The organism is Agromyces sp. GL_144 (genome assembly GCF_057834305.1).
Genome location: NZ_CM174399.1, coordinates 3,971,645 through 3,984,659 on the forward strand (window position 1 = coordinate 3,971,645; position 13,015 = coordinate 3,984,659).

The following is a 13,015-nucleotide window of genomic DNA, read 5'->3' on the forward strand; positions in this document are numbered from 1 at the left end:
CCGAACAGGGACCGCGCGCATGGCGCGACGCTGTGCGTCTGCCGAGATAAGTTGCACATCGGTGTGCAAGTTCGTACGATGGAAGCATGCCGACCATCACCGAGGAGGTTCGCCGCGCCCCTCGCCGGGATGCCGCCGCGAACCGCGAAGCCCTGCTCGCCGCAGCATCGGCGACCCTGAACGAGCATCCCGATGCGGGACTCGAGGCCATCGCCGCGGCCGCAGGCCTCTCGCGCCGCGCCGTCTACGGCCACTTCGCCGGGCGTGACGAGCTCGTCGCCGCGCTCATCGACTCCGGCACGAGCCGGCTCAACGACATCGCCGCGACCGTCGACCATCCGCACACCCCCACCGCGATCGCCCTGCTCGGCGCACGTCTCTGGCACGCGGTCGAGCAGGTGCGCCTGATGGCCGCCATGGCCGTGCGCGAGCCGCACGTCGAGCTGGCGGCATCCGCCCTCGCCCCCGTGCGCGAACGCCTCGGCTCCCTCGTCGCGCGCGGCATCGACGACGGCACCCTGCGCGCCGACATGCGGGCCGAGACGCTCGCCCGCCTCATCGAGCGCTCGGCGATCGCGGTGCTGCTCGAGGCATCCGTCGCCGGGCTGACCGACGCAGAGGGCCACCGGCTCGTCATGCTCTCGGTGCTCTCGACCGCCGGACTCGGCTGGCACGAGGCCGGCGAGCTGATCGCGGAGGCGCCCGAGCTCGCGCTCGACCCCGAGGCATCCGACGCCGATCGCGACCCCGACCGCGACCGCGGGACATCCGGCACCGAGACGTCCGGCACCGAGGAGGCGCGCGCATGAGGATCGACCTGCACAACGTCTCGAAGGGCCGCCGCGGCCAGTCGCTGCCCACCACGACGATCGGCTTCGAGTCCGGCCGGGCAACCCTGACCCGCGCCGAGACCGAGCAGCGCCCGACCGTGCTCGGCCTCATGGCGGCCGGTCGCATGCGCCCCGACACGGGCACCGTCACGATCGACGGGCGAGCGGATGCCTCGACCATCCGCCGTCGCGTCGCCCTCGTCGACGCGCCCGGCGTCAGCGACCCGGCGCCCGACGTCACGGTCGCGGGCGTCACCGCCGAGGAGCTCATGTTCGCCGGCATCCCCTCGAACCCCGTGTCGGTGTCGAACTGGCTGAACGACCTGGGGCTCGCGACCTCCGCCCGGGTCCCGATCGCGAACGTCGCTCCCCGCGACCGGCTGCGCCTGCTCACCGAACTCGCGATCCTGCGCGACGGCGTCGAGGGGCTCGTGCTCGTCTCCCCCGACCGCCACGGCGGCGACCCCGACGAATGGTGGCAGCTCGCGAGGGGGCTCGCCGACCGCGGGTTCGCCGTGCTCGTCATCGCCGGCGACGCGTCGGCAGCGGCCATCGCCGCGACCACGATGCTCGCCCGCATGCAGGGCGACGAACCCGACGAGACCGTCGAACACGAGGTCATCGCCGAAGGAGGCCTCGCGTGAAGGTTCCGCAGATGATCGCCGCCGAGTTCCGGCGGCTGTTCTCGACCCGCATGTCGGTCATCGCCCTCATCGCGCTCGTGGCCGTGCCCGTGCTCTACGGCGGGCTCTACCTCTGGGCCAATCAAGACCCGTACGCCAAGCTGCCCGAGGTGCCGGTCGCGCTCGTCGTCGACGACGAGGGCACGACCGCGACGGCCGATTCGCCCGCGCGCAACGTCGGCGACGAGGTGGCCGACGAGCTCATCGAGGGCAACGCCTTCGACTGGCACCGCGTCTCGGCCGAGGAGGCCGCCGACGGCCTTGCCGACTCGTCGTACGACTTCGTCATCACGCTTCCGGCCGACTTCAGCGATGCGCTCGCCTCCATCCAGACGGATGCCCCGCGCCAGGCCGAGATCATCCTCGAGACCAGCGACGCCAACAGCTACCTGGCGGGCACCATCGGCGAACAGGCCGTGAAGACGATCCGCACGACTGTCGCCCAACAGGTCGGCCAGGAGGCCGCGTCGCTGCTGCTCGACTCGATCTCGACGATCCGCGGCAAGATCGTCGAGGCCGCCGACGGCGCGCAGCAGCTCGCCGACGGCACGGCCTCCGCGATCGACGGGGCTTCGCAGTTGGGCGACGGGGCGTCGCAGCTCGCCGACGGCACGGCCGCGCTCGCCTCCGGCAACCGGCAGCTCGCCGACGGCAGCGCGACCCTCGCCTCGGGCGCGCAGCAGGTCGCCGACGGCAGCGCGACGTTGGCCGACGGCGCGCAGCAGGTCGCCGACGGCAACGCCCGGCTCGCGGCTTCCGCCGACCGGGTCGGCTCGGCCGTCGGCGAGGCCGCGTCCTCCGTGCCACAGGCCCGCGCCGACATCGCCGCGCGCCTCGCGGCCGCCGGCGTCGACCAGGCGACCATCGACGACGTGCTCGCGCGCCTCGACCCGATCGGCGAGGACATCGCCGCGGGCAACGCACGGGTGCAGGAGGTCGTCGGGCAGATCGACCAGCTCGCCGCCGGCAGCGCCCAGGTCGCGAGCGGCTCCGCCGACCTCGCCGCGGGCAGCGCCCAGGTCGCGAGCGGATCGACCGACCTCGCCGCGGGCGCGGCCACCGCGGCCGACGGCGCTTCCGCCGCGGCATCCGGCGCCTCGACCCTGCGCGACGGCATCGGCACGCTCGGCGACGGCCTCGGCGAGCTCGAGACGGGCGCGCAGACGCTGCAGTCGGGGCTCTCCGACGGGGCCTCGGCCATTCCGGACTCCGACCAGGCCACGCGCGACGCCCAGGCGAAGACCATCGCCGACCCCGTCTCGCTCGAGACCGACGCCCTCACCGAGGCCGGCAACTACGGCGCCGGGCTCGCCCCCTTCTTCGCCGCACTGGCCGGATGGATCGGGATCTACGCGCTCTTCCTCATCGTCAAGCCCATCTCGCGGCGCGCGGTGACGGCCCTGCACTCGCCCATCCGCGTGACGCTCGCGGGCTGGCTCACGCCCGGCATCCTCGGCGCCGTGCAGATGGTCGGCCTGTTCACGGTGCTCGCCGTGACCCTCGGGTTCCCGATGACGCATCCGATCGGCACGTTGGGGGTGATGGTGCTCGCGTCGGCGACGTACGCGGCCATCATCCTGGCGCTGAATGTCTGGCTCGGGTCGGTCGGGCAGTTCCTCGGGCTCGTGCTCATGGTGCTGCAGCTCGTCACGGCCGGCGGAACGTTCCCGTGGCAGACGCTGCCCGCGCCGCTCGCGGCCCTGCACCACGTGCTGCCCATGGGGTACGTGGTCGACATGATGCGGCAGGTCATGTACGGCGGCGACCTCGGCCGGGCGGGCTCGGACGCGATCGTGCTGCTGATCTGGATGGCCGGCGCCCTCGTGCTCGCCGCCATCGGCGTGACCCGCATGACGCATTTCCGCACGCTGCGCGACCTGCAGCCGAGCCTCATCGGCTGAGCGTGGGCGGGCGGGCCGTCACACCGGCCACGCCACCGCGCACGAGATGAGGGGCGGATGCCGCGGCATCCGCCCCTCTCCCGTGCCACCGACACGGCGGCGGCCCGACCTCAGATCGGGAACAGGAACGCGACGCCCGTGCCCACGAGCCACACCGACCAGGCGATGTAGGCGAACGGCGTGAGGGCGCCGGCCGGCCGCCAGCCGCGCTCCTCGAACCCGCCCACGAACTCGAACGAGCACAGGGCCAGCACCGCTCCGACGAGGATCCCGATGAGGCCGATCCACCACGGCACCGGGCTGGACTGCATGATCGCGACCCCGACGAGGATCGTCCACGCCCCGCTGAAGAGATAGCCGAGGTGCTCGCCGACCGCGACGCCGAGGTAGCGGTTGAACGACTGGAACACGAGGTCGATCGCCTCGCGGCGCGCGGGCGACGCCTCGGCATCGGCGCTCTCCCTGGCGAGGAACGGCACGAGGAACGGCCAGCGCACGAGGCCCAGGAACTGCACGGCCGCAGCGAGCACCCCGACCACGAGGCCGGTCGCGACGAGCGTCGCATCGGCGTCGGCCATCGCCCCGGCGACGAGCACCGCCGCCGGGGCGAGGAGCACGGCCGTCATCGAGAAGCCCCACCACAGCAGCACGAGCGACGACCCGCCCGCGCGGAAGCGCTCGAGGATCTCGGCAGTGGGCCTGCGCAGGATGTCGGGATACGAGAACCGCGCCGCGAGCGCCGCGAAGGCGATGTTGAAGGCGATCGGGAGCACGATCAGGAGGAGGCCGGTGGCGAGGCGCATGGCGATCAGGCCTCCGTCGCGGCGACGTCGGCCGACGTCGACGGCCGCACCGATCGCGATGCGTTGCGCGCACCGAGGATCCGGCGCAGCACGAGGCCGGTGACGATCGTCGCGATGACCGCGCCGGCGATCACGCCGGCCGCGAGCGCCGTGAACAGGTCGGTGACCGACCCGACGGCGACCATCGCGAGCAGGCCTCCGAGCGGGAAGGCGAGAAAGGTGGGGGTCCAGCGGAGGAGGGACATGAGGTGCTCCGATCACGGTTGCGTACGTCGTACGTTATCTCATAATGTACGATGTACGCAAGAGATCGAGGAGCACGGATGACCGACACCACCTCGCCGCGCACGCGCCGACGACGCAACTCCCTCACCGAGCACGAGATCCTCGACGCCGCCGAGATCGTCGCCGCCGACGGGTTCGCCGCGCTGACCATGCGCGCGGTGGCCGACACGCTCGGGGCGTCGCCCATGGCGCTCTACCGCTATTTCGCGACGAAGGACGAACTCGTCGACGCCCTGCTCGACCGCGTGCTCGGCCGCATCGAGTTCGCCGACGAGTCCGGCGATCCACGCGCCGATCTCGACGACTTCGCGCATCGCCATCTCGCCCTGCTGCTCGCCCACCCGTGGGCGGTCGCGCCACTCGTCGCGCACCCCCTGCCCGGCCCCAACGCCTTCCCCGTCGGAGAGCGCGCGCTCGTGATCCTCGAGCGCGCCGGCCTGACGGGTGACGACGCGGTCGCCCTGTTCAGCGGCATCCTCGCGCTCAACTACGGGTGGGCGTCGTTCGCGATCTCGCGCAGCGCGCCCGATGCCGCCTCGAGCATGGCGCGGCTCTTCGCAGCCACGGCGCCCGGGCTGCCCCGCACCGCCGCGGTCGCCGCCGAGATGCAGCGCTACGGCAGCGACGACCACTACGACCTGGTGATCGCCCGCCTCCTCAACACGGTCTGCTGAGTCGCCGAGGCGCGAGGGCGTCCGCACAGCACGAGGAGCGGATGCCGCGGCATCCGCCCCTCGTTCGCTCGTGTGGCGCCGGCGGCTAGGCCGGCGTCTGCTGGTGCGCGGCCACGTGCCAGGCACCGTCGTCGTAGATGTACGTCGTCGACATGCGCAGGTTCGCGGTGTCGTCGCCGCGCCGGGCGACCGCCCGGTAGACGACCATGCCCGCGCGATCGCCGAGACGGATCACGGCCGGCTCGTGCAGTTCGTACGACTCCCACGGCGGCACGTCGCGGAAGCTCGCGAGGATCTCGTCGCGGCCGAGCACCGCCCCCTCGACGACCATGAGCGCGTCGCGCGTCATCGCGCGCTGGTAGTGCTCACCGCCGCGACCGGCGAGGATCGCCTTCCATCCGGCGTGCTCTTCGTGCAACAGACGGGCGGGCAGATCGTCGGTGATCTCGGTCATGGCCCAACCGTAACCGCGAACGGATGCCGCGGCTAGGGCGAATGACGGATGTCGCGTTCGAACATCCGACGCCCCGGCCGCGGCATCACGACCGCGTGGTGCGCGGCTAGCGCACGACCACCGGTTCGGAGGATTCCGCCGTGTCCGCGGCATCCGTCGCCGCAGCCGTGTGCGTGAGCGACAGGCCGTGCCCACGACGGCGGAACAGCAGGGCCGCGAGCACCGCGCCGAAGGCGAAGAAGGCCGCGCCCCACCAGTACGCCACCGCGTAGCTGTGCACTGCGGCCTCGGCCGCGATCTCGGGCGTCGCCGGCAGGTGCGCGGCGAGGTAGTCGGTCGCAGCGGTCGCGGCCAGGGTGTTGAGCAGCGCCGTGCCGATCGACCCGCCGACCTGCTGGCTCGTGTTGACCATGGCGGAGGCCACGCCCGCGAACTGCCGGTCGACGCCGAGGGTCGCCGTCTGCATCGACGCCGGCATGATCGAGCCCATCGCGAAGCCGAGGACCAGCAGCGGCGGCAGCACGTCGGCGGCGTAGGTGCTGTCGAGGCCGAGGCGGGTGAGCGCCACCATGCCGAGGGCGCCGAGCACCATGCCGAACGGCACCATGATCTTGGGTCCGAATCGCGGCACGAAGATGTTCGTCGACAGCTGGGCGGCGAGCACGAGCATGCCGATCATCGGCAGGAACGACAGGCCCGTCTGGATCGGCGAGTAGCCGAGCGAGGCCTGCAGGTAGTACGTCACGAACAGGAAGATGCCGAACATGCCGGCTCCGGCGATGAGCACCGACGCGTACGCGGCGCCGCGGTTGCGATCGAGCACGATCGACAGGGGCAGCAGCGGGTGGCTCGCGCGACGCTGCCACAGCACGAACATGATCAGGAGCACGGCGGATGCCACGAGGAACCCCCAGGTGAGCGGCGAGTCCCAGCCCTCGGACTCGGCGTTCGAGAAGCCGTAGACCAGCGAGAAGAGCGCGCCGGAGACGAGCACCGTGCCCGGGATGTCGAGCTTGGGTCGCGGCCCGGTGCGCTTCGCGTTCGTCACGAACACGAGAGCGCCGACGAGCGCGACGGCGGCGATGACGACGTTGATGTAGAGGTTCCAGCGCCAGTCGAACTGCTCGGTCAGCACGCCGCCGAGCAGGAGGCCGACGGCACCGCCCGCACCGGCGATCGCGCCGAACACGCCGAACGCGCGGGCGCGCTCCTTGGGGATCACGAACGTCGTGGTCAGCACGGCGAGCGCGGTCGGGGCGAGCAACGCGCCGAATGCTCCCTGCAGGGCGCGGGCGCCGACCAGCAGCTCGAACGAGCCTGCGGCGCCACCCAGGGCGGATGCCACGGCGAAGCCGACGAGTCCGATGATGAAGGTGCGCTTGCGACCGATTAGGTCGGAGAGTCGACCGCCGAGCAGCAGCAGGCTGCCGAAGGCGAGCGAGTACGCGGTGATGATCCACTGGCGCTGGCCGTCGGTGAAGCCGAGGTCGGCCTGCGCCGCGGGCAGCGCGATGTTCACGACGGTGGAGTCGAGGACGACCATCAGTTGGGCCAGTCCGACGACGGAGAGGGTCCACCAGCGACGGGACGAGGGCGCCGGGACCGGCGCGGTCGCGTGCGACGGTGCCGAGGAGGTATTGGTCATGACGGAGACTATATACGGAACCCAATAGTTTCGGAACCCTGACGTTTCGGAAATTGAGAGTTCCTGAACTATGCTGTTCCCATACGGCGCATCGACGCCGCACGCACACGAAGCTCGAGATGGGATAGCCGCAATGACGCAGCTCGACCTCCCCGCCGACACGGGAGCCGCAGAGACCACCGCCGCACCCCGCCTGGGGCGCAAGCGCGACCACTCACGCGACCCCGAGATCCTCGACGCCGCCATCGAGGTGCTCGCCGAGACCGGGTACGAGGGCATGACCGTCGAGATGGTCGCCGCCAGGGCGAAGGCCGGCAAGGCCACGCTGTACCGGCGCTGGCCCTCGAAGGCCGAACTCGTGCTCGACGCCGTCGCCTGCATGAAGCGCGGCGACGTCGAGGCGCCCCTGCCAGACACCGGAACGCTGCGCGGCGACCTCGTGGCGCTCATCAAGCCCCGATCGATCGCCGAGGCCGAGAAGAAGCTGCAGATCATGGCCGGGCTCGCGTCGATGCTCTCGCGCTCGCCCGAGCTCGCCGACACCGCCTACGCCACCCTCGTCGAGCCGCGCGCCGACATCAACCGCACGCTCTTCCAGCGCGCCGTCGATCGCGGCGAGATCACCGGCGACCACGACCTCGAGACCCTCGCCGTGGTCAGCTCGGCGATGGCCTCCTACCGCCTGATGCTGCTCCGACAGCCGGTCGACCGCGAGTTCCTGATCTCGATCATCGACGGCGTCATCCTGCCTGCGCTCGGCCTGCCGACCGGCGACGGCGAGACGGCCGGCGAGGGCGAGACGGCCGGCGGGCGACGGAAGGGCTGACGCCCGGCCGCGGCATCCGCTACAGCCAGCCCTTGCGCTTGAAGACGGCGTACAGCGCACCCGCGAAGCCGAGCATGAGGGCGAGCGCGAACGGGTACCCCCAGACCTCGTCGAGCTCGGGCATGTGGATGAAGTTCATGCCGTAGATGCCGGCGATGAGCGTCGGCGCGAAGATGATCGCCGCCCAGCTCGAGACCTTCTTGGCCTGCTCGCTCTGCGCGACGGCCGCCTCGGAGAGCACCTTCGTCTCCTCGTTCTGGCGCTGCGCGACGAGCGTCGAGTGCACCTGCAGCGCGTTCTGCAACAGCTGCCGGAAGGTGTCGCCGCGCTCGACGATGCGGATGACGTGGTCCTTCACGTCGCGCAGGTACCGCCTGAGCTCGAGGTCGACCGCGTACTTCTCGAAGCCGCGCTCGAGCGCGTCGAACATGCCGACGAGCGGGCGCGTCGCGCGCTGGAACTCCATGACCTCGCTCGCGAGGTCGTAGATGCGCCTCGTGACCTCGGGGTCGCCCGAGAAGAGCTGCTCCTCGATCTCGTCGATGTCGTTCTCGAGGCCGCCGTCGACGGGCGCGTACTCGTCGACGACCTCGTCGAGCACGGCGTAGAGCACCGCCTCGGGCCCCCGCGCCAGCAGCTCGGGCGCAGCCTCGAGCCGGCGCCGCACCTTGGCGAGGTCGGGCGACTCCGCATGCCGGATCGTGATCGCGAAGTCGGGACCGATGAACACGTGCAGCTCGCCGAACTCCACCTGCTCGACGTCATCGAGGTAGCGGGCGGGGCGCAGCACCACGAAGAGCGTGTCGCCGTAGCGCTCGAGCTTGGCGCGCTGGTGGCCCTTGCGCGTGTCCTCGACGGCGAGCGGGTGCAGGTCGAACTCCGCGGCGAGCGCGTCGAGCTCGGCGCCGGTCGGCCGGTAGAGGCCGATCCACGCGAAGCCGCCGTGCTGCTCGCGGGTCTCGAAGGTCTCCTCGAGCGAGGCCGGAACGGCGACCCGCAGGCCGCCCTGGTAGATCGCGTTGTCGACGACGGGCACCGCGTCAGTCTGCCACCGGCACCTGTGCGCCGACGACGACGCGCACGGCTCGTCGCGGGGCGCGCCGTCAGCGCCGTGCGTGCACGCGCACCCACTCGTGCATGACGATCGCCGCCGCGGCGCTCGCGTTGATCGATCGGGTCGAGCCGTACTGCGTGATCTCCACCACGCGGTCGGATGCCTCGAGCGCCTCGTCGCTGAGCCCCGGGCCCTCCTGGCCGAAGAGCAGCACGCAGCGCTCGGGGAGCGGCGCCGCGTCGACCGGCTCGGATCCCTCGACGTTGTCGACCGCGATGATCGGCAACCCATGGGCGCGGGCCCATTCGACGAAGTCGGCGACATCCGGATGGTGCAGCACATGCTGGTAGCGGTCGGTGACCATGGCGCCGCGCTTGTTCCACCGGCGTCGGCCGATGATGTGCACGGTCTCGGCGGCGAACGCGTTGGCGCTGCGCACGATCGAGCCGATGTTCAGGTCGTGCTGCCAGTTCTCGATGGCCACGTGGAACGGATGCCGGTGCAGGTCGAGGTCGGCCACGATCGCGTCCATTCGCCAGTACCGGTAGCGGTCGACGACGTTGCGGGTGTCGCCGTTCGCGAGCAGCTCGGGGTCGTAGTGCGGCTCGGCCGGCCACTCCGCCTGGCCGCCCGGCCACGGCGGCACGCCGTGCGGCAGGGTCGGCTCTGGGTGCTCGGGCTCGGTCACAGGCCAACGCTACCCGGCGGTCGCGGCTCCTCGACCGGCGGGGGCTTTTCGGTGTGCCTAAATATTGCTAGGGTTTCGGCATGCCTAAACTTCTCGACGACGAGGTCGCCGACGGCGCCGAGCAGACCGACGGTGCCACGAATGCAGCGGATGCCACGACGAGGCCTCGCGGGCGAGCGCGGCGCCGGCCCGCGGCATCCGCACCTCGGCTCGTCTGGCTGATCGGCCCGGCCCTCGTGGCGGGCGTCGCCTACCTCGACCCGGGCAACGTCGCGAGCAACATGACCGCGGGTGCGCAGTACGGCTACCTGCTGGTGTGGGTCGTCGTGATCGGCAACGTCATGGCGTGGCTCATCCAGTACCTGTCGGCCAAGCTCGGCGTGGTCACCGGCAAGAGCCTGCCCGAGGTGCTCGGCGAGCGCATCGGCAACCGCTGGGGTCGGCGCGCCTACTGGCTGCAGGCCGAGGCCGTGGCGATGGCGACCGACATCGCCGAGGTCATCGGCGGCGCGGTGGCGCTCAACCTGCTCTTCGGCGTGCCGCTCGTGTGGGGCGGACTCATCACGGGCGTCGTCTCGCTCGTGCTGCTCGTGATCCAGTCGCGGCGCGGTGCGCGCCCGTTCGAGTTCGTCATCATCGGGCTGCTCGTGATCATCGCCGTCGGCTTCAGCGTCGGCGTGCTCGTGGCGCCCCCCGACCCGGCCGGCGTGCTCGGCGGACTCGTGCCGCGCTTCGAGGACGCCAACTCGGTGCTGCTCGCGGCCTCCATCCTGGGCGCGACGATCATGCCGCACGCGATCTACGCGCATTCGGCGCTCGCGCGCGACCGGTTCGCACCACGGCACGCATCCGAGGCACGGAGCATCCCGACGGCCCGCCTGCTCACGGCGACCCGGTGGGACGTCACGATCGCCATGGCGATCGCCGGAACCGTGAACCTCTGCATCCTGCTGCTCGCGGCCGCGAACCTGGCCGGGGTGGAGGGCACCGACAGCCTCGAGGGCGCCTACGCGGCACTGCAGGTCTCGCTCGGGCCGGTCATCGCGACGCTGTTCGCCGTCGGACTGCTGGCCTCGGGCCTCGCCTCGACCTCGGTCGGCGCCTACGCCGGCGCCGAGATCATGCACGGGCTGCTGCACGTGCGCGTGCCGCTGCTGCTGCGCCGGCTCGTGACGCTGCTGCCGGCACTCGTGATCCTCGCGCTCGGCTTCGATCCGACGCTCTCGCTCGTGCTCAGCCAGGTCGTGCTCTCGTTCGGCATCCCGTTCGCGCTCGTCCCGCTCATCGCCGTCACCGCGAAGCGCGAGGTGCTCGGCCCGTTCGCCAACCGCTGGGTGACGACGGCGGCCGGGGTCGCGGCATCCGTGTTCCTCATCACGCTGAACGGCGTGCTGCTGTGGCTCGTGTTCACGGGGGCGTGAGCGGGCCGCCTGGCGGGCGGGCCGCGCTGTCGGTGCCCGGCGCTACGGTGATCGGGTGACCGATGCGACCCCGCTGACCGCCGCCGACCTCATCGGCAGGCTCGCGACCGGCGACGACCTGCCGCGCGAACTCGCCACCCAGCAGGAGCCCGACGCGGCATCCGGCCTGAAGCCGGTCGTCGACGAGCGCGGCGACCGCCTCTTCACCGACGTCGCGTACGCCAGGCTCGGCGGATTCCGCCCGCTCGTGCTCGACCTGCGCGTGCCTCCCGCCGACGGGCCGGTGCCGGTCGTGCTGTACCTGCACGGCGGCGCATTCCTCTGGGGCAGCCACCACGATCCGCTGTTCGGCATCGCCGAGGCCCTCGCCGAGGCCGGCATCGCCACGGCGACCGCGCAGTACCGGCTCAGCGGCGAGGCGCCGTTCCCCGCCGCCCTGCACGACGTGCACGCGGCACTCCGATGGCTCGGGGTCGTCGGGCCCGAGCTCGGTCTCGACCCCGACCGCATCGGCGTCATGGGCGAGTCGGCCGGCGGCAGCCTCGCCGTGTTCGCGGGCATGCGCCTGCGCGACCCCGGTCTCGTCGGCCGGGTCGGCGTCGTGGGCGTCGAACCCCGTGTCGACGCCGTCGTGGGCTGGTACTCGTACACCGGCTCGCTGCTCGAGGAGCACCCCGACCCGGCCGTCGCCTCGTGGGCGTCGCCGTTCGCGCATGTCACCGCGGATGCCGCGCCGATGCGCTTCTTCCACGGCGATGCCGACAGCGAAGTGCCCGGCGTGCAGTCTCAGGACCTCGCCGAGGCGCTCGTCGCGGCCGGAGCGGAAGCATCCGTCTCGACCGTGTCCGGCGCCGGTCATGTCTTCGTCGGCGCAGATCCGGCACCGGTCGTCGCCGCGACCGCCGCGTACTTCGCCGAGCGCCTCGCCGCCGGGCCGCCGCACGACGACGCCTGAGCCGGCGCTCGCCGCCGGGCCTCGAGCCGCCCGGTATCCTGAGGCCGATGCCAGCCACCAGCAGCCCAGCCATCGAGGACTACCTCAAGACGGTGTACGCCCACACCGAGTGGCAGCCCGACCCGATCACGCCCAAGGCCCTCGCCGACAAGCTCGGCATCGCGCCGTCGTCGGTCACCGAGATGGTCAAGAAGATGGCCGCGCAGGGCCTCATCTCGCATGTGCCCTACGGGCCGCTGAGGCTCACGGAGGCCGGGCGCGAACGCGCGCTCGCGGTCGTGCGACGCCACCGGCTCATCGAGACCTGGCTCGTGCGCGAGATGGGCTACGGCTGGGACGAGGTGCACGACGAGGCCGAGATCCTCGAGCACGCCCTCAGCGACCGGCTGCTCGAGGCCATCGACGAACGGCTCGAGCGGCCGGCGCGCGACCCGCACGGCGACGCGATCCCCTCGGCATCCGGAGAGGTCGCGAGCGAGCCGTTCGTGCAGCTCTCCGAGGCGACGGCCGGTCACGCCGGGCGGGTCATCCGCATCAGCGACCGCGACCCCGAGGTGCTGCGCGAACTCGAGCGCCGAGGCATCCGCCCCGGTGTCGGGATCAGGGTCGCGGATGTCTCGGCCGACCGGGTGCGTCTGCACGTGCTCGTCGCGGCCGACGCCGACCCGGGCAGCGCGACCGACGCGGGCGCCGAGACCGAGGCCGACCTCCCCGCCGAGGTCGCCCAGGCGATCTGGATCAGCGCCTGACCTGAAACCCGCCCTCCCGGGAATCGCGTTCGTCGTGCACCATTGAG

14 protein-coding genes are annotated in these 13,015 nt (G+C 71.9%); 8 read left to right on the forward strand and 6 right to left on the reverse strand.

All coding sequences use genetic code 11. The features are described from left to right. Positions 1–86: 86 nt before the first annotated feature. Genes AC3IPY_RS18260 through AC3IPY_RS18270 form a run of 3 tightly spaced genes read left to right on the forward strand, consistent with a single transcriptional unit; the run spans position 87 to position 3,414 of the window. Positions 87–809 (forward strand): TetR family transcriptional regulator, encoded by a 723-nt coding sequence (locus tag AC3IPY_RS18260; protein ID WP_489185697.1) that lies wholly within the window; start codon positions 87–89, stop codon positions 807–809. Continuing rightward, on the forward strand, positions 806–1,474 hold the full coding sequence (locus AC3IPY_RS18265; protein ID WP_489185698.1) for a hypothetical protein: 669 nt from the start codon (positions 806–808) through the stop codon (positions 1,472–1,474). The genes AC3IPY_RS18260 and AC3IPY_RS18265 overlap by 4 nt, the downstream gene beginning before the upstream one ends. Further along, a complete protein-coding gene (locus AC3IPY_RS18270; protein WP_489185699.1) occupies positions 1,471–3,414 on the forward strand; it encodes a YhgE/Pip family protein in 1,944 nt (647 codons plus the stop codon). The genes AC3IPY_RS18265 and AC3IPY_RS18270 overlap by 4 nt, the downstream gene beginning before the upstream one ends. A 110-nt stretch (positions 3,415–3,524) precedes the next feature. Here the strand turns inward: AC3IPY_RS18270 and AC3IPY_RS18275 are convergent, their stop codons facing one another. Beyond that, positions 3,525–4,217: a DUF4386 domain-containing protein gene (locus AC3IPY_RS18275; RefSeq protein ID WP_489185700.1), complete on the reverse strand. Its 693-nt coding sequence runs from the start codon at positions 4,215–4,217 to the stop codon at positions 3,525–3,527. Positions 4,218–4,222: 5 nt separating this feature from the next. After that, complete coding sequence (locus AC3IPY_RS18280; protein ID WP_489185701.1) at positions 4,223–4,462, reverse strand: hypothetical protein; 240 nt, start codon at positions 4,460–4,462, stop codon at positions 4,223–4,225. Between the two features lie 78 nt (positions 4,463–4,540). On the opposite strand from AC3IPY_RS18280, the gene AC3IPY_RS18285 reads away from it, so the two are divergent. Beyond that, entirely contained in the window at positions 4,541–5,176 is a 636-nt protein-coding gene (locus AC3IPY_RS18285; protein WP_489185702.1) for a TetR/AcrR family transcriptional regulator, read from the forward strand. Positions 5,177–5,261: 85 nt separating this feature from the next. Here the strand turns inward: AC3IPY_RS18285 and AC3IPY_RS18290 are convergent, their stop codons facing one another. Together AC3IPY_RS18290 and AC3IPY_RS18295 are read right to left on the reverse strand one after the other, a co-directional pair. After that, positions 5,262–5,630 carry a nuclear transport factor 2 family protein gene (locus tag AC3IPY_RS18290; RefSeq protein WP_489185703.1) on the reverse strand — a complete coding sequence of 123 codons (369 nt, stop codon included), beginning with the start codon at positions 5,628–5,630 and terminating at the stop codon, positions 5,262–5,264. 106 nt (positions 5,631–5,736) lie between these two features. Continuing rightward, positions 5,737–7,275 (reverse strand): MFS transporter, encoded by a 1,539-nt coding sequence (locus AC3IPY_RS18295; RefSeq protein WP_489185704.1) that lies wholly within the window; start codon positions 7,273–7,275, stop codon positions 5,737–5,739. Positions 7,276–7,408: 133 nt separating this feature from the next. On the opposite strand from AC3IPY_RS18295, the gene AC3IPY_RS18300 reads away from it, so the two are divergent. Next, complete coding sequence (locus AC3IPY_RS18300; protein ID WP_489185705.1) at positions 7,409–8,101, forward strand: TetR/AcrR family transcriptional regulator; 693 nt, start codon at positions 7,409–7,411, stop codon at positions 8,099–8,101. Positions 8,102–8,120: 19 nt separating this feature from the next. Here the strand turns inward: AC3IPY_RS18300 and AC3IPY_RS18305 are convergent, their stop codons facing one another. Continuing rightward, a complete protein-coding gene (locus tag AC3IPY_RS18305) occupies positions 8,121–9,137 on the reverse strand; it encodes a magnesium and cobalt transport protein CorA (RefSeq protein WP_489185706.1) in 1,017 nt (338 codons plus the stop codon). 67 nt (positions 9,138–9,204) lie between these two features. Next, positions 9,205–9,843, reverse strand: coding sequence for a TrmH family RNA methyltransferase (locus AC3IPY_RS18310; RefSeq protein ID WP_489185707.1), 639 nt, complete (start codon positions 9,841–9,843; stop codon positions 9,205–9,207). A gap of 80 nt (positions 9,844–9,923) precedes the next feature. Here AC3IPY_RS18310 and AC3IPY_RS18315 point away from each other — a divergent pair, with 80 nt between their 5' ends. The 3 genes from AC3IPY_RS18315 to AC3IPY_RS18325 are packed head-to-tail and all read left to right on the forward strand — an operon-like array spanning position 9,924 to position 12,968. Further along, a complete protein-coding gene (locus AC3IPY_RS18315; RefSeq protein ID WP_489185708.1) occupies positions 9,924–11,264 on the forward strand; it encodes an Nramp family divalent metal transporter in 1,341 nt (446 codons plus the stop codon). A 55-nt stretch (positions 11,265–11,319) separates the two neighbouring features. Beyond that, positions 11,320–12,219: an alpha/beta hydrolase fold domain-containing protein gene (locus AC3IPY_RS18320; protein ID WP_489185709.1), complete on the forward strand. Its 900-nt coding sequence runs from the start codon at positions 11,320–11,322 to the stop codon at positions 12,217–12,219. A gap of 47 nt (positions 12,220–12,266) precedes the next feature. Beyond that, entirely contained in the window at positions 12,267–12,968 is a 702-nt protein-coding gene (locus AC3IPY_RS18325) for a metal-dependent transcriptional regulator (RefSeq protein ID WP_489185710.1), read from the forward strand. Positions 12,969–13,015: the final 47 nt, after the last annotated feature.

Excerpts from the sequence above, each read along its gene's own strand:
- AC3IPY_RS18260 (WP_489185697.1), top strand. The coding sequence starts at position 87 with ATGCCGACCATCACCGAGGAGGTTCGCCGCGCCCCTCGCCGGGATGCC.
- AC3IPY_RS18265 (WP_489185698.1), top strand. The coding sequence starts at position 806 with ATGAGGATCGACCTGCACAACGTCTCGAAGGGCCGCCGCGGCCAGTCG.
- AC3IPY_RS18275 (WP_489185700.1), bottom strand. The coding sequence starts at position 4,217 with ATGCGCCTCGCCACCGGCCTCCTCCTGATCGTGCTCCCGATCGCCTTC.
- AC3IPY_RS18280 (WP_489185701.1), bottom strand. The coding sequence starts at position 4,462 with ATGTCCCTCCTCCGCTGGACCCCCACCTTTCTCGCCTTCCCGCTCGGA.
- AC3IPY_RS18285 (WP_489185702.1), top strand. The coding sequence starts at position 4,541 with ATGACCGACACCACCTCGCCGCGCACGCGCCGACGACGCAACTCCCTC.
- AC3IPY_RS18290 (WP_489185703.1), bottom strand. The coding sequence starts at position 5,630 with ATGACCGAGATCACCGACGATCTGCCCGCCCGTCTGTTGCACGAAGAG.
- AC3IPY_RS18295 (WP_489185704.1), bottom strand. The coding sequence starts at position 7,275 with ATGACCAATACCTCCTCGGCACCGTCGCACGCGACCGCGCCGGTCCCG.
- AC3IPY_RS18300 (WP_489185705.1), top strand. The coding sequence starts at position 7,409 with ATGACGCAGCTCGACCTCCCCGCCGACACGGGAGCCGCAGAGACCACC.
- AC3IPY_RS18315 (WP_489185708.1), top strand. The coding sequence starts at position 9,924 with ATGCCTAAACTTCTCGACGACGAGGTCGCCGACGGCGCCGAGCAGACC.
- AC3IPY_RS18325 (WP_489185710.1), top strand. The coding sequence starts at position 12,267 with ATGCCAGCCACCAGCAGCCCAGCCATCGAGGACTACCTCAAGACGGTG.